The sequence below is a fragment of the Nocardia araoensis NBRC 100135 genome (genome assembly GCF_000308435.1).
Lineage (GTDB): Bacteria > Actinomycetota > Actinomycetes > Mycobacteriales > Mycobacteriaceae > Nocardia > Nocardia araoensis.
The window spans coordinates 1-25,587 of sequence record NZ_BAFR01000110.1 but is presented as its reverse complement, the minus strand read 5'-3'; the positions used below and the strand labels follow the sequence as shown (position 1 = coordinate 25,587).

The 25,587-nt window shown below is 70.5% G+C and carries 31 protein-coding genes; 16 read left to right on the top strand and 15 right to left on the bottom strand.

Translation table 11 applies throughout. The annotated features are described in order from the left end of the window. Positions 1 to 129 precede the first annotated feature (129 nt). Entirely contained in the window at positions 130 to 654 is a 525-nt protein-coding gene (locus tag ON21_RS14260; protein ID WP_039798363.1) for a DUF8020 domain-containing protein, read from the top strand. A gap of 143 nt (positions 655 to 797) precedes the next feature. Here the strand turns inward: ON21_RS14260 and ON21_RS14255 are convergent, their stop codons facing one another. The 6 genes from ON21_RS14255 to ON21_RS14230 form a co-directional block, all read right to left on the bottom strand. Then, a complete protein-coding gene (locus tag ON21_RS14255) occupies positions 798 to 2,150 on the bottom strand; it encodes a cytochrome P450 (protein ID WP_039798362.1) in 1,353 nt (450 codons plus the stop codon). 117 nt (positions 2,151 to 2,267) lie between these two features. Further along, the gene (locus ON21_RS14250) at positions 2,268 to 2,651 is read right to left on the bottom strand and encodes an STAS domain-containing protein (RefSeq protein ID WP_086006418.1); all 384 of its coding nucleotides are present in this window, start codon (positions 2,649 to 2,651) and stop codon (positions 2,268 to 2,270) included. 492 nt (positions 2,652 to 3,143) lie between these two features. After that, the gene (locus tag ON21_RS14245; RefSeq protein ID WP_039798361.1) at positions 3,144 to 3,401 is read right to left on the bottom strand and encodes a DUF4235 domain-containing protein; all 258 of its coding nucleotides are present in this window, start codon (positions 3,399 to 3,401) and stop codon (positions 3,144 to 3,146) included. Beyond that, entirely contained in the window at positions 3,398 to 3,793 is a 396-nt protein-coding gene (locus tag ON21_RS35835) for a DUF3618 domain-containing protein (protein ID WP_051020793.1), read from the bottom strand. Before ON21_RS35835 ends, ON21_RS14245 begins: the two co-directional genes overlap by 4 nt. Then, the gene (locus tag ON21_RS14235; RefSeq protein ID WP_039798360.1) at positions 3,790 to 4,206 is read right to left on the bottom strand and encodes a phage holin family protein; all 417 of its coding nucleotides are present in this window, start codon (positions 4,204 to 4,206) and stop codon (positions 3,790 to 3,792) included. The genes ON21_RS35835 and ON21_RS14235 overlap by 4 nt, the downstream gene beginning before the upstream one ends. 177 nt (positions 4,207 to 4,383) lie before the next feature. Continuing rightward, positions 4,384 to 4,932, bottom strand: a complete 549-nt coding sequence (locus tag ON21_RS14230; RefSeq protein WP_039798359.1) for a TerD family protein — start codon at positions 4,930 to 4,932, stop codon at positions 4,384 to 4,386. A 333-nt stretch (positions 4,933 to 5,265) separates the two neighbouring features. On the opposite strand from ON21_RS14230, the gene ON21_RS14225 reads away from it, so the two are divergent. Further along, the gene (locus ON21_RS14225) at positions 5,266 to 5,625 is read left to right on the top strand and encodes an RskA family anti-sigma factor (protein WP_051020792.1); all 360 of its coding nucleotides are present in this window, start codon (positions 5,266 to 5,268) and stop codon (positions 5,623 to 5,625) included. Positions 5,626 to 5,637: 12 nt separating this feature from the next. On the opposite strand, the gene ON21_RS14220 is transcribed toward ON21_RS14225, so the two are convergent. Then, positions 5,638 to 6,789 carry a carboxylate-amine ligase gene (locus tag ON21_RS14220; protein WP_051020791.1) on the bottom strand — a complete coding sequence of 384 codons (1,152 nt, stop codon included), beginning with the start codon at positions 6,787 to 6,789 and terminating at the stop codon, positions 5,638 to 5,640. Positions 6,790 to 6,932: 143 nt separating this feature from the next. On the opposite strand from ON21_RS14220, the gene ON21_RS14215 reads away from it, so the two are divergent. Next, the gene (locus ON21_RS14215; RefSeq protein ID WP_039798357.1) at positions 6,933 to 7,268 is read left to right on the top strand and encodes a hypothetical protein; all 336 of its coding nucleotides are present in this window, start codon (positions 6,933 to 6,935) and stop codon (positions 7,266 to 7,268) included. Positions 7,269 to 7,336: 68 nt separating this feature from the next. Beyond that, the gene (locus ON21_RS14210) at positions 7,337 to 8,287 is read left to right on the top strand and encodes an FAD-dependent oxidoreductase (RefSeq protein WP_039798355.1); all 951 of its coding nucleotides are present in this window, start codon (positions 7,337 to 7,339) and stop codon (positions 8,285 to 8,287) included. A gap of 24 nt (positions 8,288 to 8,311) precedes the next feature. Here the strand turns inward: ON21_RS14210 and ON21_RS14205 are convergent, their stop codons facing one another. Next, complete coding sequence (locus tag ON21_RS14205) at positions 8,312 to 8,689, bottom strand: hypothetical protein (RefSeq protein ID WP_039798353.1); 378 nt, start codon at positions 8,687 to 8,689, stop codon at positions 8,312 to 8,314. A gap of 208 nt (positions 8,690 to 8,897) precedes the next feature. On the opposite strand from ON21_RS14205, the gene ON21_RS14200 reads away from it, so the two are divergent. Continuing rightward, positions 8,898 to 10,169, top strand: a complete 1,272-nt coding sequence (locus ON21_RS14200; RefSeq protein WP_039798351.1) for a PucR family transcriptional regulator — start codon at positions 8,898 to 8,900, stop codon at positions 10,167 to 10,169. On the opposite strand, the gene ON21_RS40085 is transcribed toward ON21_RS14200, so the two are convergent. Both ON21_RS40085 and ON21_RS14190 read right to left on the bottom strand, forming a co-directional pair. Further along, positions 10,103 to 10,888 (bottom strand): histone deacetylase, encoded by a 786-nt coding sequence (locus ON21_RS40085; protein ID WP_245562602.1) that lies wholly within the window; start codon positions 10,886 to 10,888, stop codon positions 10,103 to 10,105. The genes ON21_RS14200 and ON21_RS40085 overlap by 67 nt on opposite strands. A gap of 73 nt (positions 10,889 to 10,961) precedes the next feature. After that, positions 10,962 to 11,891: a LysR substrate-binding domain-containing protein gene (locus ON21_RS14190; protein ID WP_039798350.1), complete on the bottom strand. Its 930-nt coding sequence runs from the start codon at positions 11,889 to 11,891 to the stop codon at positions 10,962 to 10,964. Between the two features lie 118 nt (positions 11,892 to 12,009). Here ON21_RS14190 and ON21_RS14185 point away from each other — a divergent pair, with 118 nt between their 5' ends. Then, positions 12,010 to 12,996 carry a YeiH family protein gene (locus ON21_RS14185; RefSeq protein ID WP_039798349.1) on the top strand — a complete coding sequence of 329 codons (987 nt, stop codon included), beginning with the start codon at positions 12,010 to 12,012 and terminating at the stop codon, positions 12,994 to 12,996. Positions 12,997 to 13,094: 98 nt separating this feature from the next. After that, the gene (locus tag ON21_RS14180) at positions 13,095 to 13,490 is read left to right on the top strand and encodes a PPOX class F420-dependent oxidoreductase (protein ID WP_039798348.1); all 396 of its coding nucleotides are present in this window, start codon (positions 13,095 to 13,097) and stop codon (positions 13,488 to 13,490) included. Here the strand turns inward: ON21_RS14180 and ON21_RS14175 are convergent. Further along, positions 13,487 to 13,750 carry a helix-turn-helix transcriptional regulator gene (locus ON21_RS14175; RefSeq protein WP_039798347.1) on the bottom strand — a complete coding sequence of 88 codons (264 nt, stop codon included), beginning with the start codon at positions 13,748 to 13,750 and terminating at the stop codon, positions 13,487 to 13,489. The genes ON21_RS14180 and ON21_RS14175 overlap by 4 nt on opposite strands. Before the next feature lie 102 nt (positions 13,751 to 13,852). Between ON21_RS14175 and map the strand changes: the two genes are divergently transcribed. Then, positions 13,853 to 14,617, top strand: coding sequence for a type I methionyl aminopeptidase (gene map, locus ON21_RS14170; RefSeq protein ID WP_039798376.1), 765 nt, complete (start codon positions 13,853 to 13,855; stop codon positions 14,615 to 14,617). 10 nt (positions 14,618 to 14,627) lie between these two features. On the opposite strand, the gene ON21_RS14165 is transcribed toward map, so the two are convergent. Continuing rightward, complete coding sequence (locus ON21_RS14165; protein WP_039798346.1) at positions 14,628 to 15,344, bottom strand: DUF8817 family protein; 717 nt, start codon at positions 15,342 to 15,344, stop codon at positions 14,628 to 14,630. Positions 15,345 to 15,453: 109 nt separating this feature from the next. On the opposite strand from ON21_RS14165, the gene ON21_RS14160 reads away from it, so the two are divergent. Together ON21_RS14160 and ON21_RS14155 are read left to right on the top strand one after the other, a co-directional pair. Then, positions 15,454 to 16,002, top strand: coding sequence for a PadR family transcriptional regulator (locus tag ON21_RS14160; protein WP_039798345.1), 549 nt, complete (start codon positions 15,454 to 15,456; stop codon positions 16,000 to 16,002). A gap of 78 nt (positions 16,003 to 16,080) precedes the next feature. Beyond that, positions 16,081 to 16,464 (top strand): PPOX class F420-dependent oxidoreductase, encoded by a 384-nt coding sequence (locus ON21_RS14155; RefSeq protein WP_039798344.1) that lies wholly within the window; start codon positions 16,081 to 16,083, stop codon positions 16,462 to 16,464. A gap of 10 nt (positions 16,465 to 16,474) precedes the next feature. Here the strand turns inward: ON21_RS14155 and ON21_RS14150 are convergent, their stop codons facing one another. Both ON21_RS14150 and ON21_RS14145 read right to left on the bottom strand, forming a co-directional pair. Beyond that, positions 16,475 to 17,791 (bottom strand): metallopeptidase TldD-related protein, encoded by a 1,317-nt coding sequence (locus tag ON21_RS14150; RefSeq protein WP_051020795.1) that lies wholly within the window; start codon positions 17,789 to 17,791, stop codon positions 16,475 to 16,477. 68 nt (positions 17,792 to 17,859) lie between these two features. Continuing rightward, positions 17,860 to 19,413, bottom strand: a complete 1,554-nt coding sequence (locus ON21_RS14145; protein ID WP_051020794.1) for a TldD/PmbA family protein — start codon at positions 19,411 to 19,413, stop codon at positions 17,860 to 17,862. A gap of 138 nt (positions 19,414 to 19,551) precedes the next feature. On the opposite strand from ON21_RS14145, the gene ON21_RS14140 reads away from it, so the two are divergent. Beyond that, positions 19,552 to 20,199, top strand: coding sequence for a TetR/AcrR family transcriptional regulator (locus tag ON21_RS14140; RefSeq protein WP_245562601.1), 648 nt, complete (start codon positions 19,552 to 19,554; stop codon positions 20,197 to 20,199). On the opposite strand, the gene ON21_RS14135 is transcribed toward ON21_RS14140, so the two are convergent. Further along, positions 20,200 to 20,967 (bottom strand): TSUP family transporter, encoded by a 768-nt coding sequence (locus ON21_RS14135; RefSeq protein ID WP_039798343.1) that lies wholly within the window; start codon positions 20,965 to 20,967, stop codon positions 20,200 to 20,202. 106 nt (positions 20,968 to 21,073) lie between these two features. Between ON21_RS14135 and ON21_RS14130 the strand changes: the two genes are divergently transcribed. The 5 genes from ON21_RS14130 (at position 21,074) to ON21_RS14110 (ending at position 25,553) form a co-directional block, all read left to right on the top strand. Beyond that, the gene (locus ON21_RS14130; RefSeq protein ID WP_039798342.1) at positions 21,074 to 22,246 is read left to right on the top strand and encodes a sensor histidine kinase; all 1,173 of its coding nucleotides are present in this window, start codon (positions 21,074 to 21,076) and stop codon (positions 22,244 to 22,246) included. Positions 22,247 to 22,381: 135 nt separating this feature from the next. Beyond that, positions 22,382 to 23,041: a response regulator gene (locus ON21_RS14125; protein WP_039798341.1), complete on the top strand. Its 660-nt coding sequence runs from the start codon at positions 22,382 to 22,384 to the stop codon at positions 23,039 to 23,041. Positions 23,042 to 23,131: 90 nt separating this feature from the next. Then, the gene (locus ON21_RS14120; protein ID WP_039798340.1) at positions 23,132 to 23,608 is read left to right on the top strand and encodes an FxsA family protein; all 477 of its coding nucleotides are present in this window, start codon (positions 23,132 to 23,134) and stop codon (positions 23,606 to 23,608) included. A gap of 51 nt (positions 23,609 to 23,659) precedes the next feature. After that, complete coding sequence (locus ON21_RS14115) at positions 23,660 to 23,914, top strand: ribbon-helix-helix protein, CopG family (protein WP_039798339.1); 255 nt, start codon at positions 23,660 to 23,662, stop codon at positions 23,912 to 23,914. Between the two features lie 40 nt (positions 23,915 to 23,954). After that, on the top strand, positions 23,955 to 25,553 hold the full coding sequence (locus ON21_RS14110) for an amidohydrolase (protein WP_039798338.1): 1,599 nt from the start codon (positions 23,955 to 23,957) through the stop codon (positions 25,551 to 25,553). Positions 25,554 to 25,587: the final 34 nt, after the last annotated feature.

The following is a 25,587-nucleotide window of genomic DNA, read 5'->3' as shown; positions in this document are numbered from 1 at the left end:
CCTGCCGTGCAGGATATTTCGGACGACTTCTACCGCCCGAACCAGTGATGCGGAACGTCTATAATCGCTACTGTTTCACGGCTGTACCCAGGTAACGACAGATCGAATCTGCTGAGGATGGGAAGGCTCATGAAGTTCAGGAAATTGGTAGCGACCACGCTGCTGACCATTGCCGCCACCGGTGTCACCGCGGCCACCGCGTATGGGCAGGCCGAGGTCTACGAACCCACGTCCGGCGGAGTCGACGACGTTGTCGCCTCCTCCGTCACCGTCGCGCCGGACCGGTCGAGCGCGACCATAACGCTCGATTCCGGCACGTTCGCTGTCACACCCGACATGATCACGGTGCTGGCGCCGGACGGCGAAGTGGTGGCGACCGTTCCGACCACACTGCGGTCCGCGCTGGGGCAGGAGGTCGCCGTCTACCCGGAAATGGACGCGGACGCAACGACTTTGACCCTTACTCCGGTCGGCGCGGCCATTCCGGAGCCGGGCGCACCCCAGTTCGTCGGTGACGCGGGGAGCGCACTGGGCGGTGTGCTGATCGGCTGCGCCATCGGCGCCGTGGTCGGTCTGATCTTCCTCATCATCGGCGTGTTTCCCGGCTGCGTGCTCGGCGGCCTCATCGGCGGTGTCGCGGGCGCGGTCCGGTAGTACTTCCGCGTGAACTGTGCGATCGGCCCGCTCCCGGTATCCGTCCGGTGGCGCGGCCGATCGCCCTCTCGACGCCTGCTGGGTGCTGTCGGACGTAGTCCGTCTTCAGCCCGCGCATGGCCGGAGCGAAGGTGGAGGTACGCCTAGCCGGCCTGGGTCATGCAGGGCTCGACGGTGAAATCGAGGCCGAAGTTGTTCAAGGTCACCGGCAGGGGAGCGTCCGGGTTGGGGCGCGGCGTGGACCGCAGCCGGAAGTCGGCCGAGGTGAGCAGGTGTGCGAGCAGCGTGCTGGTGACGAACAGCACCAGGTTGCGGCCCGGGCAGTCGGCGGGGCCGGCGCTGAACGGGACGAGCTGGGGGTACTGCTCCGCGCGGCCGTCGAGCCAGATCTCCGGCACGAACTGGTCGGCGAACGGCAGTAGATCGGCATCGCGGTGGAACGCCGGGACCGCGATCATCAGGGCGGCGCCCGCCGCGATGGTGAAGCGCTCCTCGCCGTCGCGCCACTCGGTGTCGGCGGTGATGTCGCGCAGCAGCATGGGCGTGGTCGGCCACAGCCGTACCGACTCGAGCACGCAGGCGCGCAGATAACCGCGCAGGTCGACGCGCTCCGGATCGACGGCGTCGGCGAGCGCGCGGGCGTGGTGCTCGGGATGGGTGCTCAGCACCGCCAGTGCCCGGCTCAGCGCGATGCCCGCCGCGTCGAAGGCGAACAACCAGTGCGGTATCTGCCCGACCGGATCGGTGGCGCCGCCCGCGGGCACCGCGGCCAACGCCCCCACCAGACTGTCCGGGGGAGCCGACTCCACGTGGCGGTACAGCCGATTGGTGAACTGGTCGCGCTGCCTGCGGTGCGCGGGCGCCAGGAACGACCAGTTGCCCGCCGAGCGCAGCCGGGAGAGTTCGTCGGTGAGCACGGTGTCGTCGCGTCCTCGTTCGCCGAGCACGATCCATCGCACCAGCCGCCACCACCGTGTGGTGAACTGCCGCGCGTCCAGGTGGCCGCGGTGCAGGGCCGACAGGATCAGCTCGCGCGCCTCCTCCGCGATCGCCTCGGCGAACGGCCCGGCCAGGCGATGCAGCGGCTCGGCCGAGTCCAGTGCGGCCTCGTTCACGGCGCGGCGCTGGTCGCGGATCGGTCCCTCCGAGAGCAGCACACCGTGCGGCTGGAACTGGCGCAGCGCGGCGCGCTTCTCCCGATTGGCCGGGCTGAACGGCGTCGGCGCGTCGGCCAGCACCCGTCCCACGTCATGCGGATCGAGAACGACCACGATCCGGCGTCCCGGCACCACGAGCTCGACCGGGCCCGCGCCGAACTCGCGCCGCAACTGCCGGACGCGCTCGATCGCCCTGGCATCGGCTCCCGTGCGTTCCAGCAGGCCCAGCACCGGCCGGCGCCGCGCGATGACGCCCGAGGCGACCGAGGCGAATCCGAGATCCGCCAACGCCGCCACCGCGGGCACTCCCACCAATCGGTGTTCGCGGTTTTCTGCCATACGGCCTCCTCCCGGTGCGCACAGATCGGCACGGTGCCGACGACCGGTCAGATACCCGGCGAGGCGGGGTCGAAACCGCGACGGGGGCTGAGCGGCACCGATGCGGTGCCGGGAAGCTCAGTTCGGGGCCTGGGTCTCGTTCACCGTCTCGTTCACCGCGAGCGCGTCCTCCACGGAGTCGAACACCGTGAGCAACCGGTCCAAGGAGGTCACCTCGATCGGCCTGCGCGCGGCGTCGCTGGGGACGACCCGCAAGCCACCGGAGCCGGTGGCCTCCGAGGCCGCCAGCAGGACGCTCAGTCCGGCGGAGCCGAGGAACCCGACGTTCGTCATGTCCACCACGACCGCGGCGGGCGCGTCGCGCAGCGCCTCGTCGAGTGCCGATTGCAAGCGTGGCGCGGACGCCATGTCTATCTCGCCGTGCACGGTGACGACCACCGTGTCCTGCGCCGACCGCACCTCGACCTCCAGCGCCCGGGGCGCGCTTTCGGAACTCACCATCCACCTCCCGTGCCGGCGACGCGTCCTCGGCAGTACGCCACGTCGACCTCCGCTCCGGTTCACGTCTCTTGCGCACGGGTTCTCGGCGCAGAGAGCGACCACTCCGCGGCCAACTTACCCCATCCGGGCCGGCGCCGATCACAGTGTGCGCCGGCCCGCACCTCCGACCAAGCGGTATCGGGCGGCCGGACAAGCCCGTCGCGCTGGTCCCGGAACCGGCGCCCCCGGCCGTCGCATGACGGGAGGCGTGACGGAACCCGCCCACCTGCGCAGGCCGTCATGACCGGCGGCGGTGGGTCGAACGGCCGCTCCGGAAGCAGGCGTACGACGAAGCTCGACACGGAGCCCGATCGTCGCCCTGGGGGAGGTGGGCGGCGGCAGGACGACGACTGTGTGCGGACGCACACCGAAAAGCCGCCGTGACTCGAGCAACGTCGAGTCACGGCGGCTTCCGTTTCAGCCGCGGCGAAGCGCCGCTTTCGCGCGGTGGCGCTATTCCGGCCAGGTGCCGGTGAGCGATTCGTAGCCCGTCGCGCCCGCGCGGTCGATCGCGGCTTTGACCAGGCCGAACACCGCGCCCTGCAACGCCGCGGCGAACAGCACCTCGCGCCAGGAATGATCCTGCGCGGTGGACGTCGGAGCCTTCGGCTCGCCGGTGATCCGCTTCCACAGCTTGGTGAACACGGCATTCGCCGCGAGGCCGCCGAGCACACTGATCAGCAGGCCGAGGGGTTTGTAGAGCGTCTTCATCGCCGCCTCCGCACGATCTGCCACACCACGACCGCGACCACCGCCGCGCCGAGGGCGGCGGGGATCGGATAGGCGCGCAGCGCGCCACCGGCCTGCCTGCCGCGTTCGACCACCGGCTCCGGTGTCGCCGCGGCCACCCGGTGGGCCAGTTCTGCCGCGCCCGTCCTGGCCTGCTGGGCCTTGTCCGCTACGGTGAGCGCCGCCTCGGACGCCGCGTGCTGGGTCGCCTCGACGGCGTCGTGCGCCTTCTCCTTGCTTCGCGCGGGCACATCGAGCTTGTGGCCGAGTTCCTCGACCGTCCGGCCGAGATCGGCCCTGGCCTGATCGCGGTCACGCCGCAGGGCCGCGACGTCGTCGGTGGGCTGCTCGGCCCCGGGTCGGCTGTCACTCATGCCCGCCTCCTGTCCTTGATCGCCTCGATGTCCTCGCGCACGCCCTCGACCGCTTCCCGCGGGATCGGCGGATTCGCGTCCTCGACGCTCTTCTTGCCTGCCAGGCCGAGTACCGCCGCGATCACGAGCAGCGCGCCCGCGACGATCAGCGCGGACGCCCAGCCCGGCAGCACCTCGGTGAGCCCGAGTACCGCCGCGGCGACCAATGTCGCCCCGCCGTAGAACGCCAGCAGCGCCGCCACACCCGCCAGGCCCGCTCCGAAGCCGAACCGTTTGCCCTTCTCGCGCATCTCGACGCGCGCGAGCTGGAGTTCGTCGCGGATGAGCCGGGACACCTGGGTGGTGGCGTCCTCGACCAGCTCGGTGACCGACCGCGAGTTCGCGGGCGGGCGAACCTGTGTCGTCTCGGTCATGAGACCTCCTTCGGCATGTCACACCTCCTGCCCGGCGACTACCCGCGCGCCCGGATTCCAATCGGACGCGCGGCCGGTCACGGCCGGTAGGGGTGTGCGACGCGCGCAACGGCCGCCGCGGAATCGAAGCTCGCGACGGGTCGGAAGCCGTTGCGGTGCAGGCGGATCGCTACGAACTCAGGTGAGGTGAGGGCCGATCTGCGGAATGGCATCCACCGGGTGCCGCGCTTGCACGCCCGCGCCGACGTCCTGGAAGTGCCAGGCGCCGTCGGCGCGGCGCACTCGACCGAGTACCAGGCCGGTGTGCGAGCCGCCGCCGGTCAACTCGTGGCGGGCGAGCTGGGTACCCGCCACGGTGTCGATCACCCGGCAGTAGGCGTTCGCGATCCGGTCGAAGGTCTGGCCGGTGTAGCAGGTGATGAGGAACAGCACCGTCGTCACCTGCGCGGTGAGGCGGGACAGGTCCACGCTGATGATCTCGTCGTCACCCGCGCCTTCCCCGGTCATGCTGTCGCCGTGCAGGCGGACGGCACCGTCGGTCGAGCTGAGCTGCTCGTGGTACACCACGTCGACGAGCCGGTCCGCGGCGAAGAGCAGGGCCGCGACGTTGAGATCGATCTCCTCGCGCCGACCGAAGAAGCGTGAACGCGGGGCCGGATCCCAGCCGAGCGCCACGGTGACGTGTTCCAGCGGGACGCCACGCTCGTCACGGAGCTCGGTGCGCATCGATGTTCTCCTCTGCGTCGGAAGATGGGACGGGTGCGGGGTCCCGCCGCGGCCGCCGACCTTCGGTCCGAGACCATCGGAACTCGGCGGACGAAGAGAGTACCCGTGTTCGGGTGGAATATGGCGAGAATCCAATCCGCGAGGCGGTGCGCCGCGAAGTGAAGGCATGCGGGTTGGCGCAGAGCACATGGGCCGAGACCGCGGCGCAGGTCGGTCCACGCACGGTCGTACGGCTGCGGAGTCCCCGCTCCGTCCGGGCATCGAGATCGCGGCGAGGCCGCGGTCCACGGCGCGTCCCTGGCTTGCGGTCGGGCCGGTCGACGGTGACCGGCGATGACGGGCATCGAGCCGTGTCGCGCGGATCTGCTCGATCTGGCGTACCCGTACGCGATGGACGCGGTGGCCGAGATCGAGCGCAGGCGCATCGAAAATCGGCTCGAGACAGCTGATTCCGGCACCGTCGCGGCATTCCGGGCCACGGTGCGGCGCATTCGGGAGACTGTGGCGGCGCTGAGCGCGACGGCCGCGGTGAATCCACCACCCACCCTCGAGTCGAGAATTCTGCGGGCCATCGCCGACTCGGATCCGAACGCACGGCGCCGCCGCCGTGAGTCGAGCGAGCTGTCGGGCCTGCGCCGCCTGGCCCGGGTGGTACTGGCCGCGGATCGTCGCGGTCGGCAACCCGGCGGATAGCCACCGTCCTGCTCAGTTGAGCGGCGCTCCGGTCACCGGCGTCGCACGGGAACTTCCTGGCTGGTCGCAGCCTTGCAGGGTCGCGCGCGCCACCTCTTCGACGACGTCATCGATCTCCCCGCGCACCCGCAGCGCCGCGACCTGCCGGTGCGCGCCGTTGCCGCGCGCGAGCAGGCGGCCGAACGCCTCGTCCACGAACCGGCGATCGCCCGCTTCGTCCAGTGCGGGCGCGGCGTGGTCGATCAGCCGCGACAGCAGGTCGCGCACGGGCGCCACCGTGCCGTCACGAGGGTCGACGCCGTCGCCGGCCAGTCCCGAACGCGCCGCTTTCCAGTACGCCGCCCGCAACATCTCGGCGGGCACCTGCGGCGCCGCCTGCCCCGCCGCCAGCGATCTCTCCGCCATCACGACGATGGCGCGCACCAGCGCGGCCAAGAGCGCGGTTTCCTCGACGGTGGCCGGAATGTCGCTCACCCGGATCTCGACGGTCGGGAACGTGACCGAGGGACGGACATCCCAGTAGACCATCTGCTTGTCCAGGATGCTGCCGCTGTTGAGCATCATCGCGACCATCGCCTCGTAGTGACGCGCGGATTCGAAGTACGGCGGTGGTCCGGCGCTGGGCCAGCGCCGCCACAGGATGCTGCGCCAGCTGGCGAAGCCGGTTTCGGTGCCGCGGTAGATGGCCGAGTTCGCGGTCATCGCCAGTAATTGCGGCAGCCACGGCCGTAGGTGGTTGCTGACCTGGATCGCCGTTTCGACGTCGGGGATGCCGATGTGCACGTGACAGCCCGACAACCCCTGCTCATGGGCGAGCATGCCGAAGTTCTCTTCGATGCGTTGGTAACGCGGGGTATCGGTGACCGGGAACTCGTGCGGGACGGTGGGCGGGATGCCGACCGCGAGCAGGCGGGCGTCGTTGCGCTCGGCGCAGGCGGCGATGCCGCGGCGCAAGTCGCGTAACTGCCGGTGCAGCGCACCGATATCGGTGTGGACCGCGGTGCTGGTCTCCACCTGGCAGCGGGTCAGTTCCAGTTGCAGGTCGATGCCGAGTTCCTCGGCGGTGCGCGCCACCTCGACGTTGCGTGCCAGCGGTTCGCCGGTACCCGGGTCGACGAGCAAGAACTCCTCTTCGACTCCGATGGTCAGCCGCCGATCGTCCATGTGTTTGTGATACCCAGGGCCCGGCGGGCTAGTCAGTCGGACGCGTGCGTTCGCCAAACGGTTGCCGCCCGCGTTCGGCGCGGTTTGAACGGCCGGAGGACGGCAACGCGAACGACAAGGGGCGCTGGAGAAGGAGTTGTCACATGTATCGGATCGCTGCACGTCTCGCCGCGACCGTGGGCTTCGCCGTGATCGCCGCCGCCGCCGGCGCGGGGGTGGCCGCCGCAGGGCCGACCCTGTCGGCGGACACCCAGGAGGAGGGCACCATCGCGGTGGGCAGTCAGCCACCGTCGGAGAGCTGGAACTGTGTGCTGATCGGCTCGGCCGAGGCGGCAGGCCCCCGCGTGGACATGGCGGGGACCGGCGAGAGCCGGGGCGGTTTCGCGGAGGGCAGTACCGTGGCCGCGGCGTGCGCGGGGCCGCAGTGGCCGGTGGTGGCCGTGACCACCGGTGTCACGTCGCTCGACGACGCCGACTGATCCGTGCCTCCCACGGGCGGTGCTGCGGGAACGGCGCGGGGTCCGCGCGGCTGGATAGTCTCGCTCCCATGCGGATCGTCGTCCTCGGCTCGGGCATCTCGGGTCTGTCCACCGCGGCCGAACTGCTCCGGGCCCGGCACGAGGTCATCGTCGTCAGCGCCGATTCCATCACGGCGACGACCTCCTTCCTGGCCGCCGCGGTGTGGTTCCCGACCGCCGCAGGCCCCGCCGACCGCGTCATGGCTTGGAGCGAGACGACTTTCGAGCACTTGGCCGGACTGGCTGCCGCCGGTGCGCCGGGCGTGCGGATGTGCGCGTCCATGGCGCTGTATCGCGAGGAGCCCGCGATTCCCGCGTGGTCGCGGTCGGTGCGGTCGTTCCGGTCGGTCGATCGGGCGGACCTGCCTCCCGGCTACGGATTCGGCTTCTGTTTCGAAGTGCCCTTGGTGGAGATGCCGACCTACTTGCCGTTCCTGAGCGCGCAAGTGGACGCCGCCGGTGCGCGACGCGTGCTGCGCGCGGTGCGGCGCCTCGACGATCTCGCCGATCTATCGGCCGACGTCGTGGTCAACTGCGCCGGTCTGCGGGCCGCCGAGCTGGTGGGCGACCGGGAGATGTATCCGATCCGCGGCCAGATCGTCCGGGTCGTGAACCCCGGGTTGTCGGTGTCGGTCCGCGACGAAGCCCATCCGCTCGGTCGCGCGTACGTCCACCCGCGCGCGAAGGACTGCGTCTTGGGCGGTTCCCTGGACGACGGCGAATGGGACACCACGCCGGACCCCGACCTCACCCGATCGATCCTGCGGCGCTGCCGCGACCTGGTACCCGGCCTCGACGGCAGCGAAGTCCTGGAGACCGTGGTGGGACTGCGCCCTGGTCGCCGCGAAGTTCGTGTGGAACTCGATACCGCGGTGCTACCCGGAACGCCCGTCGTCCACAATTACGGCCACGGCGGCTCCGGTATCACCATCGGCTACGGATGCGCGCTGGAGAGCGCCGCGCTCGTCGCCGCCCTGTGAGCGACGGCCGGGGATCCGTCGGGATCAGTTCGCGTAACTCCGGGCGACCACCGAGTTCAGCGCCTCCAGGAATTCGCTGAGCACGCCGGGCTCGACCCGGTCGCGCGCGGTGCGCCGCTCGGGGCAATCCGTCGCGGGCACGGCCAAGCCCGCGTCGACGCTGTCGCGCAGAACGGCGTGCACCGTCTCGATCGGGATGCCCGCCTGGGCGCATCGGGTGGCCGCGTGCTCGAACCGGCCCAGGGCGAGACTGCCCGCCGCCTCGGCCGCGTCGACCAGAACGAGGGCCAGTTCCAAACCCATTCTGATCAGCGCGTCGGGACCGCCGCGATGGGCGCCACGAGCGAATCTCGCGGACACCTCGGTGCTGTCCCGATCTTCTTCGTGCGGGCCGATGTTCATGGCCCTCCCTCCGCGCGGCGACCCTGCTGTCACCGACGTTACGACGGGGATCGAAAGAATTCGACCGCGCGGTTACGACTTGTGAGGCTTCACAGACGCGCGTCGCGAGGTTCGGGTGGTGTCCCCAACCGCGGGCTCGGCACTCGGCACGCCGACCGGGTCAAGTTACCGTGGAGTACTTTCCGCGATCGGGGAGGGAAGGAGTCACATGTCCATCACCGATTCGGCAGGCCCGGATCTGACCCTGTCGGGCCGACCGGCCAGTTCTTCACTGCGAGACGTGCGGAATCTGTCTCGCAAAATGGTCGGCCACTTCATCGAGACCGTCGCGCACTGCCGGACGCTCCCCGGTGAGGCGCTCAACGGCGACATCACCAACATCACCCGCCTGTGCCTGGAACTTGCCGTCAGCATGCTCGACGGCAGCGATATCCCCGAGAAGACCCTCCTGCTGCGCAACGCCGCGGCGGGCTGGGCGCGGGAAGGCATCCCGATCGATACCATCCACCACGCCGTGCACGAGGGATTCAAACTCGGCTTCGACCTGATCGTCGCGAATGCGACCGCCGCGGACTTCGACAGTCTCAAGGAGATCAGCCGCCGTCTGCTGGAGATCCTGGACACCATCACCTCGACCGTCTCGCGGGCCTACGTGACCGAGTTGCGTGCCGTGGTCGGTGAGCACCACACGGCCGCGCACACCCTCGCCTCGGCCCTGCTCGGTGGGCACCCCACCTTCACCATGGCTCGCGAATGCGGCATCCAGATCGCCGACTCGTATTCCGTTGTCGCGTTGGCCATCCCGCCGCACCCGGAGGAGCGCAACCCGCATCTGGACGGTGCGGTCGTGGCGCGTCGGAAGCTGCGCCGGGTGCAATCCGAACTCGCCACCCGCTGCGGTGAATCGGTGCTGTCGCTGCTGAGCGTCGACGGCGGCACCATTCTGCTACCGTCCGCGACGCCGGAGGACAAGGCCCTGGACGAACTGGTGGACAGCCTCGGCCGCGCCGCGCAGGTGCCGATCGTCGCGACGGTGATCGCCGCTACCCCGGTCGAGGTGCCGACGGCCGCCGACCGTGCGCACGAACTGCTGGACATGGTGCAACGGCTGAGCTGGACCCGCGGTCTGTTCCGTTTCGACGACCTCGCACTGGAATATCAGCTCACCCGGCCAGGACCCGGACTGGAAACCTTGCGCACCCTGCTCGATCCGCTCGACGAGCACCCAGAACTACTCGAGACGCTCAAACGTCACATCGGCACGAACCTGAATCGCCAGCGCACCGCGCGATCGCTGCACATCCACACCAACACCGTGGACTACCGGCTCAAACGCATCGGTCAGCTCACCGGTTTCGACCCGGCCCAGGCATCCGGGGTGTGGTACCTGCGTGCGGCGCTGGTCGCTCGCAGCTACCGGGACTCCGAGAACGGATCGCCGGTCGGTGCGTGGGCCGGTGCGGCCGCGGTCTCCTCGTAGGCTCGGCGCACCGACCGGCCGTCGCCGAGCAGGGCACGGACCGTCTCGGGGGTCCAGCGCCGGTCGGCACCGGGACGAGTGGCGAGATAACCCGCGGTCGTACGGGCGGACCAGCCGTGCGCCGCGTGCAGGCCCGCCGCCAGATAACGCAGGTAGGCGGCGGCGGGCGGATTCCCCCGCACGTCGCGATAACGCCAGGGCGCGGTGAAGGTGAGCACCGGGTACCCGGCGTGCCTTCCCGCGTACACCAACGTTTCGTAGCGGCCCGGGCCGAGCGTGGTCGTCCCGTTCGCGATCGCCTCGCTCAGGTCCACCTCCGTCCCCGGGGCGCGATACATCTCCTGCGCCGCGATGTCGGAGAACTGTGCGGTGGTCAGCAGATGGGCGTGCACGGCGATCTCGCCCGGGCAGCCGGGGTCGTAGAACGCGCGGCCGCCGGTCCAGGTCAGCGATTCGGTGGCGAAATACAGCACGCCCCGGAGCAGGAGGGGCGTCGAGCGGAGCGGGTCGGCGTGGTCGCGGCAGCCCGGCAGGGTGAGGGTCCCGCCGTCGGGCCTGCCACCGCGAAGATAGGTGCGCAGCCTGGCCAGGCTCATATTCGAGCCGTACGCGGCATACCAGACCAGATCCGTGCGCCGGGGCGCTTCGCGCCGGTACGCGTCCGGCCGCGTGCGGTGCGCCGTCGCGCCGCTTGTGCCGTCGGTTCGTCGCACCGTCATGGCATTCATTGTCGACTGTTCGCGCCGCCGCGCCCACCCGCGTCCCCGCGGTCCCGAATGCGAGGTGCATGTTTCACCTCTTGCGCGCACCGCGTCGGACGCCGCCCGCGGCGTATCGGGTCAGGAGTTCCGCTGGTCCGGACGGGGGCGCTTGACGGCGCCAGATGGCGCGGAATTTCCGGGTGAGCACGACGGAGTCCGCGGTCTTCGCCTCGACCAAGGCGCCGCTGTCCACATCGGGGCCTGCGATCAACCGGCTCAGCACCGCCGGTGCGACTCCGGCTCGGGCGGAGGCGAGAATGGCTGCTGCCGAGCCCAGTTCAGCGGCTGGGCGGGCGGGCTGGCACTCCGCACCGAGGATTTCCCATACGGTATCCCGGGTGCCGGACCCCGGCTCGCGCCACAGCAGGGGAGTGGTGGCGAGGTCGCGCAACGTCACCGGTCGGCGGCGCCGCGCCCACGGATGGCCGGGCGCCACCACGACGACCAGTTCGTCCGTGCCGAGCACCCGGCCGCCCAGGCCGGGCGGCGGGTGCGGCCCCTCGACGAAACCGATGTCCGCTCGCGCGGCGCGGACCAGTTCCTCGACCTGCCGGGTGTTGTCGACCTCGAGGGATATCGCCACCTCGGGATATACCTCGCGTAAAGCATTGAGCCACTGCGGAATCCGGTGGTCGGCGATGGTCTTCGACGCGGCGATCCGCAGGTGTGGCACCTGCGCGGCGTGCAGGGCGGCCACGCCGGCTCCGAAGGCTCGCGCGGCCTCGAGCACGGGTTGCGCATGGCCGACGACCGCGCTTCCCGCGTCGGTGAGCGACGATCCGGTCGGGCCGCGATCCAGCAGCCGTAGCCGGAGCCGTCGTTCCAGGGCGCTGATGCGCATGCTCGCGGCCGGCTGGCTGATGCCGTGCCTGCGCGCGGCCGCGCCGAGGCTGCCCAGCTCCGCTACGGAGACGAGCAGGTCGAGCACCTCCAGATCGGGTGTCCCGGGCGGCAGCGTCATGGGCAGATTATGAGCCGGTGGCCGCCGCGGCGTTCCTCCAGGCCCATCAGCGCGGCTTATGGGGTGGTGTCGTGACGACGGCTACCCGAACAGATCGTTTGCCGCGATCGTCTTGAAGATGACGCACATTCGCCGGTATGGTCCGGGCTTTTCTGCAGCGGCGGCGATCGCCACCGTCGCGACCTTCCTCGGCACGGTGTGGCCCGTCCTCGGCGCGCCCGTGATCGCGCTGGCCGGTGGCGCGGTGTTCGGCGTGTTCGCGCGTCGCGCCGGGGACGAGCGTTTCGCTCCCGGGCTGGCCTCGGCTCAGCATCGGCTGCTCGGCGCCGCCATCGTTCTGCTCGGTCTCGGGTTGCCCGTCGGCGCGGTGGTCGGCGTGGGCCGCGCCACGATGGTCGTGCTGGTCGGCACGCTGCTCGTCGGCGCACTGGCCGCGCTGGTCGTCGGCAGGCTGCTGGCCCTGGACCGGGAGTCCGCCATCCTGGTGGCGGTGGGCACCACCATCTGCGGCGCCTCCGCGATCGCGGCCGCCACGGCGGTCATCAAACCCGACCGCGATCGGGTCGCCTACGCTCTCGGCACCATCTTCGTCTTCAATGTCGTCGCGGTGCTGGTCTATCCGCCGCTCGGCCGCCTGCTCGGCATGTCCGAGGAGGCGTTCGGCCTGTGGGCGGGCACCGCCGTCAACGACACGTCCTCGGTGCTCGCCGCCGGGGTGGCCTTCGGCTCCGTCGCGGCGCAGTTCGCCGTCATCGTGAAGCTGGTGCGCAGCCTGGCGATCATCCCGCTGTGCGTCGGATTGCAACTCGGAGCGCGGCACGACTCGGGCGACACGCCACTGTGGCGCACCGTTCCGCTGTTCCTGGTGTTGTTCCTCGTCGCGTCGGCCGCCGCCGCCACCGGTGTGATCCCAGCTTCGTCGACGACAGCCCTGCGCCACCTCAGCGCCTGGCTGATCGCCGCCGCCTTGGCCGCCGTCGGCACCACCCTCACCGCGCAGCGCCTACGCACCGCAGGCCATCGCCCCTTGCTCTTCGGCGGCATCCTTTCCCTCGCCCTCGGAATCTCCAGCCTCGCCCTGGAATTCGCCACCGGCTGGCGGTGAGAGGGCGTCCCGCGGGCGTGGCGCTACGTGCGTACGCGTAATCGCGAACCGTTCCGCGGTCGGATGTCGCCGCCGTCGCGCGGGCCTACCGTTTCCCTATGACGTGGAACGAGATGAGTCGGAGCAAATTCGTACAGCTGACCACCTTCAAGAAGGACGGGACGCCGGTCGGCGCACCGGTATGGGTGGCCCCGGATGGTGACCGGATCGTCGTGTGGACCGATCCCGGGAGTGGGAAGGTCAAGCGGATCCGCCGCAATCCGGATGTCACGCTGCAGGTGTGCGACGGGCGTGGGCGGCCGACCGCGGAGGAGGTGCTGCGAGGCAGCGCGCGCATCCTCGACGCGGACGGCACGCAGCATGTGCGTGACGTGGTCGCGGACAAGTACGGGATCATCGGCAAACTCGCCATTCGCGGGCACAAGTTGCTGCGCGGCGCGGACGCGTCCGTCGGGATCGCGATCGTTCCGAGTGCGGCGGGCGATCCGTCCTAGGCGGACTCGGCCAGTCCCGCCGAGCGCCAGATGTCGGCGAGATCGTCGAGCGGTAGCGCGAGCGCCTGTGCCAATGCCACCACGGTGCCGAAGGCGGGGGAGGGCAACCGGCCGGTCTCGATCTTGCGCAGCGTCTCAGGTGAGATTCCGGCGGCCCGAGCGACGTCGGTGAGCTCGCGGTCCGCGCGGGCCGCGCGCAGGGCGGAGCCGAGGCGGCGGCCTGCCTCGACCTGCGCTGGAGTCAACGGAAGACGGACCATTCGCTCAGGCTACGGACGGCGGTTGGCCGCCGCAAGACGGGTTGGTATAAAAATACCGTCGCGGCTAAGCTGGTATTAAAATACCGGCGTACTGGAGGAATGATGGTCGAGCTGAAGAGCCCCGCGGAAATAGCGCGGATGCGAGTGGCGGGGCGCTTCGTCGCCGACGTCCTCGCCGAGTTGCGCGAGCGGGCGCGGGTGGGAGTGAACCTGCTCGACCTGGAAGCCCACGTCCGGGAACGCATCCGCGAGCGCGGAGCCCAGTCGTGCTACTGGGACTACGCGCCATCGTTCGGGCGCGGACCGTTTCGCAATACCGTCTGCCTGTCGGTGAACGACGCTGTGCTGCATGGACTTCCATTCGACTACGCCTTGCGCGACGGCGACGTGCTGACCATGGACCTCGCGGTCGGCGTCGAAGGCTGGGTCGCGGACGCGGCGACCACGGTCGTGGTCGGGTCGGCCGCGGACGAGGACGTGCGGCTGGTGCGGGCGACCGAGGAGGCGCTGGCCGCGGCGATCGAGGTCGCGGTGCCGGGCAACCACATCGGCGACATCTCCGCCGCCATCGCCGGGGTGGCGCGTGCGTACGGCTATCCGGTGAACACCGAATTCGGCGGTCACGGCCTCGGTCGCACCATGCACGAGGACCCGCACGTGCCCAACGACGGCCGCCCGGGGCGCGGCTATCGGCTGCGCCCCGGACTCACCATCGCGATCGAACCGTGGTTCGCGCGCACGACCGACCGTATCGTCACCGACCCCGACGGCTGGACCATCCGTTCGGCGGACGGCTCCCGCACCGCGCATTCCGAGCACACCGTCGCGATCACGCCGGATGGGCCGCAGGTGCTGACCGCGGCCTGACGCGCCGCGTCTATGTCTCCGACAGCCAGGCGGACAGGTCGTCGGAGGCGCGCAGCTCGTCGGCGATGGACGCGCGTTCCTCGGCGGACAGCTCCATCGCGCGCAATTCCGCCCGGAATCGATCGGCGCCGCCGGGGTCGCCGGTCGCGACGGCCAGTTCGGCGAGCGCCGCCAGTGCCCGCGCCACGTCGCGCCGGGGCGCCTCGGCGCGGAACCGGCCGAGGCCGACCTCGAGCACGCGGAACGCGGCCCTGTCGTCGTTCTTGAAGTCGCGCAGGATGCGGGCGTTGTCCAGCACTCTGGCCAGCCCGTCGAACTCCTTGGAGCCGCCGTACTCCACCTTCGGTGGTTCGTCGCGCTGGATGTAGATCACCTGGTTGCCCGCCGGATCGATGACGGTGAACCGGGACTGCCCCGGCCGGAAACGGGTGATCCGGGGCAGTCCTTTCGCGGGGACCTTTCCGTAGCGGCTGCGCAGCGCCGCGGTGAAGGCCTGGTGCCTGGCCTCGATGTCGTCGACCATCACGAGGCAGCCGGCGCGTTCGGCGGGGATGTCGCCGTCCTTCGGAGCGGGCACGAAGTGCAGGGCGCAGCCGCGATCTTCCACGGCGCCGTAGACGTAGGGGCGGGTCTGCTCGTGGGTCACCGTGTAGCCCAGTGTCCGGTAGAAGTCCAGCGTGCCGGCCAGGTCGCCCGTCCAGAGCTGCGGTACCGCCGTGTCGGCCATAAAACCTCCCAATTACCTGCGGTAGTCAATTTTGACTAGCTGAGACTAGGGGCGGTTTCCGTGGGAAGTCAAACTTGACTACCATGCGTCCCTGGACGAAAGGAACGCGATGTCGGTGGTGCGCCTGCTGGTGCTGGGGGTGATGCGCCTGCGTCAGCCCGTGCACGGCTACGCGGTGCGCCAGGAGCTGCTGTCCTGGCGGGCCGAAACCTGGACGAACGTCAAGCCCGGCTCGATCTATCACGCCTTGAAACAGCTCACGCGCGAGGGCAAGCTCAGCGCGTTCGGCACCCAGACCAGCGACCAGGGTCCGGGGCGCACGCTGTTCGAGCTGACCGAGGCGGGGGAGGCCGAGTTCCGCAGACTCATGGACGAAGCGCTGGTCAGCATCGACATGGAGGAACTGGGCGCTGCCATCGCCTTCATGGACGCCCTGCCGAGGGCGCACGTCATCGAGAAACTGCGCGAACAGCGCCGCCGCAGCGAGGAAGTGCGCGCCGACCTGCTGGCCATGATCCCGGACTTCCCCGGACGGTACGAGGCGCCGCACGCGACCGATCTGCTGGAGTTGTGGAGCGGCGTGTTCGAGAATCTGTCGAAGTGGACCGAGGGAGTGCTGGGCCGCCTGGAATCGGGGGAGTACCGGATGCCGGAGTGAACGTCCGGCGAGGCGCGCACGAACCCGCCGTCGTTCCCGCGTCGCTCACCGTGCCGGGATGCGGGATACGCTGCCCGCATGACGAATTCGCTGGACGCCGTCACCAAGGCCGACTACGTGCTGCTGACCACCTTCCGCAAGGACGGCACGCCCGTCGGCACCGCGGTGTGGGCGGTGTCCGAGAACGGCAAACTGTACGTCTGGACCGTGACCGACAGCTGGAAGGTCAAGCGCCTGCGCCGCAATCCGGCGGTCACCGTGCAACCGTGCAGCGCGACCGGCAAGCCGCACGGTGAGGTGATCGGAGCAACCGCACGGATTCTCGACGCCGAGGGCACGGAGCGGGTGCGCAAGCTGCTGCGCCGCAAGTACTGGCTCACCGGTCCGCTGGTCATCCTCGGCAGCAACCTGCGGCGTGGCAAGGCGGGCACCATCGGCATCGAGATCGATTTCGCTGCCTGACCAGCCGTGCTCAGGTCGCCTGACTGACCGACGACATATGGAAGTCGGGAACCCGCAAGGGCGGCATCGCGGTGCGGGTGAACCAGTCCTTCCATTCCCGGGGCAGCGTCAGCTCGGTCGCACCCGCCTCGCTCACCCGCCGGAGCAGGTCCAGCGGGCTCTCGTTGAACCGGAAGTTGTTCACCGCGGCGGTGACCTCGCCGTTCTCCACCAGATACACCCCGTCCCGGGTCAGGCCGGTGAGCAGCAGTGACGCCGGATCGACCTCGCGGATGTACCACAGGGTGGTCAGCAGCAAGCCGCGTTCGGTGCGCGCGATCATGTCGTCGATCGTGGCGTCCGAACCGCCGGTGAGCAGCAGATTGTCCCCGGGAACCGTGGCGGGCGCGTCGAACTCGGCGGCGGTGGCGCGCGGATAGATCAGTGCGGAGATCACGCCGTCGCGCAGCCAGTCCACGCGCTCGGCGGTCAGGCCGTTGTCGAACACCGACATCGATTCCGACGACGCGGTCGCCGCCACGAACGGCTGGTATTCCAGCCCCGGCGCGTGCGGATCGGAGTAGAGCGTGAGCGGAATATCGCTCAAGCGCTCGCCGACCCGGGTGCCGCCCGCCCGCGCGAACGCCGTATGCCCTTCCTGCGCGCCCCGGCCCTCCATCGACCAGGTCAGGTAGATCATCAGATCGGCCACGGTGGAGGGCGGCAGCAGCGTCTCGTAGCGGCCCGCAGGCAGCTCGATCTTGCGCTTGGCCCAGTCCAGGCGGCGGGACAGGTCGGTCAGCAGGCCGGATACGTCGACGTCGGTGAAGTCCGCGGTACCGACCCCGACCCACGCGCTGGCCAGATCCGAGCCCTCGCCGCGTTTGCCGTTGATCTCCACCGAACCGGTGGGCTGCACGAAGCGGCGCCGGATGCCGGTCGAGGTGCCCAGCCAGGTGGTGTGCATCTGATGATGGGCGAAGCCGTAGAGGCGGTCGGCGCGGTCGAATCCGGCGGACAAACCCTCGGCCAGATCGGTGAACACCTCGATGCCGGTGCCGCCCGCCGGGGCGGACCAGTCGTCGTCGACGGCGTCCGGCTCCAGCAGCGGCATCGCGTCCCGCGCGGGTTCGGCGCCACGCGCCGCCGCTTCGCTGGCCCGCACAACGGCCTCGATATCGTCCGGGTCGACGCTGGTCGAAGCGATGGTGCCGACGCGGGCCAGGGTGGGCCCTTCGCGGAACACCGAGATCACCGCCCACTTGCGCGACACCGACGACCCGTTGGTGGTCATGGAGTTGCCCGCCCAGCGCAGCGACGCCTCGTGCTCGTCGCGGACGATCACCATGGCCTCGTCGGCGCGCGACAGCGCCAGCGCGCGCTCCACGGTCACGCCTGCGGGGAACAGATCCTCGCTCACTGGCCTGCCTCCGTCCGGGTGTTGAGAATGTTGACGCCGCGCACCAGGACCGACGGGCAGCCGTGGCTGACCGCGGCGACCTGGCCCGGCTGCGCTTTGCCGCAGTTGAACGCGCCTCCGAGCTGCCAGGTCGACGGCCCGCCGACCGCTTCCATCGCGCCCCAGAAATCGGTGGTGGTGGCCTGGTAGGCGACATCGCGCACCTGGCCGTCGAGCTTGCCGCCGCGGATGCGGAAGAACCGCTGGCCGGTGAACTGGAAGTTGTAGCGCTGCATGTCGATCGACCACGACCGGTCGCCGACGATGTAGAGGCCGTCGTCCACCCGGGAGATCAACTCCTCGGTGCTGGTGTCGCGGTCCGGGTCGGGTTGCAGCGACACATTGGCCATCCGCTGGATCGGCACGTGGTGCGCCGAGTCCGCGTACGAGCAGCCGTTGGACCGCTGCAGGCCGAGGCGCGGCGCGAACACCCGGTCGAGTTGATAGCCGACCAGGACGCCCTCGCGGACCAGATCCCAGCGCTGCCCGGCGACGCCCTCGTCGTCGTAGCCGACCGTGGCCAGCCCGTGCGGTTGGGTGCGATCGCCGGTCACGTGCATGATCGGCGTGCCGTAGCGCAGCGACCCGAGCAGGTCCGGTGTTGCGAAAGAAGTACCCGCGTAAGCGGATTCATAGCCGATGGCCCGGTCGTACTCGGTGGCGTGGCCGATGGATTCGTGGATGGTCAGCCACAGGTTCGTCGGATCGATGACGAGGTCGGTCGGCCCGGCCTGCACGCTGGGCGCCTTCACCTTCTCGGCCAGCCATTCCGGAATCCGCGCGAGTTCGCCGTCCCAGTCCCACACACCGTCGGCGCCGGTCACGTACTCCCATCCGCGGCCGACCGGGGCGGCCAGCGTGCGCATCGTCTCGAACACCCCCGCCGCAGCGTCCACGGTGATCGCCTCGAGAGTCGGGTGCAGCCGCACCCGTTGCTGGGTGATCGAGGAGCCCGCGGTGTCGGCGTAGAAGGTCTGCTCCTTGACCTGCAGCACGCTCGCGGTGACGTGATCCACACCGTCCGCGTGCGACAGGCGCTCCGAATAGTCCTGCAGCAGCGCGACCTTCTCGCCGGTCGGCACGGTGAACGGGTCGATGTCGTAGGCCGACACCCAGCGCGCGTCGGTGTAACGCGGCTCGCCGGCCAGCTCGACGCGTTCCCGGTTGAGTGCCCGCAGCGTGGTCGCGACGGTGACGGCGGTGCGCGCCACCTGGGCGGCGGTACCGGGGGTGAGCGCGGCGTGCGACGCGAAACCCCATGTGCCGTCCACGATCACCCGGACGGCGAAACCGAGTTCGGTGCTGTCGGTGACGGACTCGACTCGCCCGTCGCGCAACCGGATCGATTGGGTCACCAGGCGGTGCACCCGCAGGTCGGCGTGCTCGGCGCCTGCCGCCGTCGCCGCGGCGAGGGCAGCGTCGGCGAGCGCGGCCAGTGGCAGGTCGAGGAACTCGGCGTCCACGTCTCTGGAAGTCGCGATGCTCACCCGCACCAACCTAGTCGGGAACATGCCGGTGCGGTGCACACGCGCCGCGTGAAAGCGCATCGCGTGCCGATTTGCATCGGATGCGCGGTGGCGGTGCGTGCACGGCGCGCGCGACACTCGGCCTTACCGCGTGTTGCTCGCCGGATGCTTTACTGTGCCCGCGTGCCGCCATCCGCCCTGCGTGACCGTAAACGCGAACGTACCCGCCGAGCCATCCTGGAAGCCGCAGCCGAGCTGTTCGAGACGAGCGGCTACGAGGAGACCACGGTGGCCGACATCGCCGCGGCGGCGGACGTCGGCACCCGCACGTTCTTCAACTACTTCGCCAGCAAGGAAGAGTTGCTCTTCCCGGAATCCGACGAGCGGGTCCGCTCCGCGGTGGCGGCGATCGCCAGCAGGCGTCCGGGGGAACGACCGGTGGAGGTTCTGCTGCGCGCGTTGCGCGCCGCCGGTGACAACCCCGGCGAGCACCTCGTCGACGACCTCCATGCCCGGATCGGGGCGCTGCGCGCTCAGGTGTCGCGGACCGTGCCCGCGGTGAGCGGCCGCGCCGCGCACGCCCAGTTGGTCACCCAGCGCGAGATCGCCAGGCAGTTGCACAAGGCGTTCCCCGCCGAACTCGACGAGGTCGGCGCTGCCGCGTTGGTCGGCGCGGTCGTCGGAGCCGTGTCGGGCGCGTTGACGGTGTTGTTCCAGCGACCGTTCGCGGGCGTCGAGGACGGCGAGCGCCTGCAGCGCGAGATCCACGAGACCACCTCGCGGGTGCTGCAACCATGGCTGGCCACCCAGCACGCCCAGCCGGTGGGCTGATCAGCCGAACTGCTGCCAGCCCAACCTGATCACCATCCCGATCACCACCACCAGCAGCACGATGCGGACGAACTCGGCGCCCTTCCGCAGCGCCATGCGCGCGCCGACCACGGCACCGAGGACATTCGCGACGGCCATTCCCGCGCCGAGTGCCCAGAGGATGTGCCCGGTCGCCCCGAAGAAGAGCAGGGCGCCGAGGTTGGATCCGCAGTTGATCACCTTGGCCATGGCGGCGGCGCGCACGAACTCGGTGCCGAGCAGGGTCGCGAAGGTGATGATCAGGAACGTTCCGGTGCCCGGCCCGAGCAGGCCGTCGTAGAAGCCGATCAACCCCGCCGCCAGCGCCACCGTGAGGACGACCTTGCGCCTGGTGGGCGGATGCGTCGCCAGGGTGACGCCGATCGACGGACGCAGCGTGACGAATACCGCTACGCCGACCAGCACCACCATGACGATGGGAATGAACAGTTCGCGGTCGATCAGCGAGACCGCGGCCGCGCCCACCGCCGCTGCCGCCGCGGCGATCACCGCCGCGGGCAACAGCACCCGCCAGCGCATCGGCACCTTGCGCGCGAAGGTCAGCACCGAGGCGCTCGTCCCGGCGACCGCGGCGAGTTTGTTGGTACCGAGGGCGGTCTGCGGCGCGATACCGGGGGCCACCACGAACAACGTCGGCAGCACGATCAGCCCGCCGCCGCCCACCACCGCGTCCACCCAACCCGCCGCTGTCGCCGCCGTCAACAAAACCGCCCAGTCTCCGATCTCCACCCCGCCAGACAACCAGACCGCGGAGCCGGACCCTGCCCGGTGCCGGGGACGGCAGTCGTCGGCTGGGCCCGGTCGCCCGTGCGCCGAGGCCACTTACTCTGATCCGGTGCGTCGTTTCAGTCTGTGGCTCCGGGGCAAGCCCGTCGTGGCCGACTCGATGCTGGCGGCGATCTTCGTACTGCTCGAGATCATCGGCGTCGGCAACGCGCACAACAAGCTCGCCTACCTGGCCATCGGCGTGCTGCTGCCGCTGCCGCTCGCCCTGCGGCGGGTGTATCCCCGGGCCATGGCGGCCACCACTTTGGCGCTGTCGCTGACCGAGACGCTGGTGGGCTTCCTGGCCCGGGACGACGCCGACCACATCGCCCAGCTGTCCCACGGCATCATGCTCTACACGCTGGTCGCTTATGTCGGCAGGCGGGAGGGACTGTGGTACGGGCTCGGCCTGGTGGTGGATCTCGCGTTCTCGATCGTCGCGATCGGGAAGCCGTCCGGGTCCGACAGCGTGTTCACGGCCATGTTCTATGCCTTGTGCTGGACGCTCGCGGAGTTCATCGGCGCGCGGCACGCCTACGACGCCGAGGTGGCGGCCCGGCTCGCGGTCGCCGACTACGACAAGGAGCGTCGCGCGCACGACGCCGTGGCGGCCGAACGCACCCGCATCGCGCGGGAACTGCACGATGTGGTCGCCCACGCGGTGAGCGTGATCATCGTGCAGGCCGACGGGGCGAAGTACGCGCTGCGCCGCGACCCGGACGCGGCCGAGCAGGCGCTCGCCACCATCGCGAGCACCGGCCGCGAAGCGCTGCGCGAACTGCGCAGAACCGTGGCCCTGCTGCGCACGGAGCACGCGCCCGACCAACTGCCCCAGCACGGCACCGCCGGCATCGCCAAGCTCGTGGAGATGATGCGCGGCACGGGTCTGGCCGTCGAACTGGAATTGACCGGCGAACTCGACGACATCGCGCCGGAAGTCAGTCTCGGCGTGCACCGCATCGTGCAGGAATCGCTGACCAATACGCTGCGGCATGCCGGGCCGCACCCGAAGGCGTGGGTGCGGGTGCGCCGCACCGATACCGACGTACTGATCGACGTGACCGACACCGGTGGGGCCGCGCCGCCGGAACCGGGCGCGCGCATCCAGGGCAGCGGGCTCGGCTTGGTCGGGATGCGCGAACGCGTCGCGGTGCTCGGCGGCAACCTGGACGCGGGCCGCGACGCCGACGGAGCCTGGCGGGTGCGCGCCGACATCCCGCTGCGATCCGAACCGGTGGACTGAGCTGGGTCCGCAGTCGATCGCGCTTTGCGAAACTTATTGATCCACAGGCAGATTCGACTCCCACCGACGGGGCGGGCGAGGCCGCCGCCGCAGATGCCGCCCGGCGCGTCGAAGCGGTCACGTTACATTGGGAACGTGCCGATCACCGTGCTCGTTGTCGATGACCAGGAACTCATGCGGATGGGATTGAAGATGGTGCTCGGCGCGCACCCCGACATCGAAGTGATCGGCGAGGCGGCCAACGGCGCGGCCGCGGTCACCACGGCGGCGGAACTGCGCCCCGACGTGGTGCTGATGGACGTGCGTATGCCCGTGGTGGACGGGGTGGTCGCCACCACCCGCATCGTGGAGGCCGGGCACGGCAGCCGGGTGCTCGTCATGACGACCTTCGATCTCGACGAGCACGCGCTCGGCGCGCTGCGGGCGGGAGCGAGCGGATTCCTGTTGAAGGACACTCCGCCGGAGGATCTCGTCTCGGCCATCCGCAGCGTCGCCGCCGGCGACGCGGTGGTCTCGCCGAAGGTCACCAAACGTCTGCTCGATCGGCTCATCGCGGAAAACCCTGCGCGGACCCGCGATCCGGGCGTGCTGGACGTGCTCACCGCCCGGGAACGTGAAGTGCTCGAGCAGATCGCGGCAGGCCGCTCCAATGCGGAGATCGCCGAGCAGTTGTACCTGTCGGAGGCCACGGTCAAGACGCACGTGGGCCGGGTGCTCACCAAACTCGGTCTGCGCGATCGGGTGCAGGCGGTCGTGCTGGCCTACGAGACCGGGCTGGTGCGGCCGGGCGGCTGACGGCGGGGCTCTCAGCGACCTATCAGGCGGATCGGGGAGAAAAACCCGGGCGCGGGACGTTGACCCGGTAGATCGTCCGAAAGGATCGCCATGCCCGCCCTGTTGTTCGTGCTGTACGTCGTCGTGGAAGTCGCCGCGCTGGTCGCGGTCGGTCAGCTGATCGGCGCGCTGCCGACCATCCTGCTGCTGATCGCCGGATCGGGGGCGGGCATGCTGCTGGTCGGTTCACAGGGCCGGCGGGTGTTCGAGCAGTTCCGCCGGGCCGCGCGCGGGGAAGTGGCGCCGGGGACCGCCGTGGCGGACGGTGCCCTGGTCGCCGCGGGCGGTGTGCTCATGTTCGTGCCCGGCCTGGTCACCTCGCTGTTCGGTCTGCTCCTGCTGCTGCCGCCCACGCGGTTCCTGGCGCGTCCCGTGCTCGCCGCCGTCGCCGCACGGCGCTTCCGCAGGCTCGTCGCGACCGCGCCTTACCGCGGGGTGGTCGTCGACGGTGGCGAGGTGGTCGAGGGCGTCGTCATGGGGCAGTGGTACGACGACGGCCAGGGCAACGCGCGCCGCGCGATCACCTAGAACTCGCCGCAGCCGGTTCCGTGCGGCGGCGCGAAGGGCTATCGTGGCGCGATGGCCACCGAGCAACTCACCGTGACGGTGAGCGAAGAGCTGGCCGCCGCGGTGAAACGAGCGGCGGCCGCTGCGGGACAGTCGATTTCCGGATTCACGGCCGCGGCGCTGCGGCTCGAGCTGATCGCCGTGGAGGCGGGTTGCCTGCCCGCGGCGGCCGGGGGAACCGGTGGCGCGCCGCCGGAGTACGCGGAGGTGATGGCGGTGCTGGCGCAGCCGGAGGATCTGGTCGGCCGCCCCGTGCTGAACGGCTGACCGAAACCGCCGAACCGGGTATGGGGCAGACTGGTGCCTCGTGAGTACCCAGTTGCTGATCGGCGGCCGTTTCTACAGTGCCAGTTCACCCGATGCCACGGCGATGGCGGTGAGCGACGGGACCGTCGTCTGGCTGGGCGCCGAGCAACCCGGTCGCGCGCTGCATCCGGACGCCGAGATCGTCGACCTGGACGGCGCCTTCGTCGCGCCCGCGTTCGTCGATCCGCATGTGCACGTCACCGCGCTGGGGCTGAAGCTGACCGGGCTCGACCTGTCGGCCGCCCGGTCGCTCGACCACTGCCTGCGGCTGCTGCGCGAGTTCGCCGGGGCGCATTCCGACGGCGCGATACTGGGCGACGGCTGGGACGAGACCGCCTGGCCGGAGGGACGGCCGCCCACCGTCGAGGAGATCGACGCGGCGGTGGGCGCGGGCAGGCAGGTCTATCTGTCGCGGGTGGACGCCCACTCCGCGGTGGCGTCCTCGGCCCTGCTGGACGCGCTGCCCGAGCTGGCGGCGACCGATGGATTCACCCGAGGCGAACCCGTGCGCGCCGCCGCCCACCACCTGGTGCGCGCCGCCGCGCTCGCCGGTCTGTCTCGGGCACAACGGGATCTAGCGCGCGCCGCCGCACTGGACCACGCCGCCGCGCGCGGTGTCGTCGCGGTGCACGAATGCGCGGGCCCCGAGATCGCGGGCCGCGCCGACGTCCGCGAACTGCTCGAATTCGAGCACGGCGTCCAGGTGCGGGCCTATTGGGGCGAGGCGGTGCGCAGCGCCGAGCAGGCCCGCGCCCTGATCGACGAACTCGGTGTGCACGCGCTCGGCGGCGACCTGTTCGTCGACGGCTCCTTCGGATCGCGCACCGCGTGGCTGCGTGCGCCCTACGCCGACGAAACGGGCTGCGGCCGAAGCTATCTCGACGCCGACGCGATCGCAGAGCACGTCCGCGCCTGCACCGTCGCGGGCATCCAGGCCGGATTCCACGTAATCGGCGACGCCGCGATGGACGTCGTGGTCGGTGGTATCGAACGGGTGGTCGCCGAACTCGGCGGCCCCGCCGTCGCGTCGCTCGGGCATCGCGTCGAACACGCGGAACTCCTCGACGCCGAGCACATCTCCCGTCTGGCCCGCTGGGGCGTGATCGCCAGTGTGCAGCCCGGATTCGACGCCGCGTGGGGCGGCGCCGACGGCATGTACGCGGCGCGGCTGGGCGCCGAGCGCGCCGCGGCGCTGAACCCGTTCGCCGCCATGGCCTCCGCGGGCATGGCCCTGGCGATCGGTTCCGACGCTCCCGTCACCCCGCTCGATCCGTGGGCGGCGGTGCGTGCCGCCGCCGAGCACCGCACACCCGGCCACGGCCTGTCCCCACGGGCCGCTTTCGCCGCGGCCACCCGCGGCGCTTGGCGCGCGGGCGGAGTTCGCGACGGCGTCGCGGGCACCCTGGTACCCGGGGCGCCCGCCTCCTACGCGATCTGGGATGCCGGCGAACTCGTCGTCGCCGCGGCCGCGGACTCGGTGCAGCGCTGGTCCACCGACCCGCGCTCACGCGTCCCAGGGTTGCCCGCGCTGGAACCCGGCGCGCCGCTGCCCACGTGCCTGCGCACCGTGCACCGGGGAGTGACGATCTATGCGCGATGAGCGGAGGACGGTAGTGCTCGCGTCCGATCGCGGT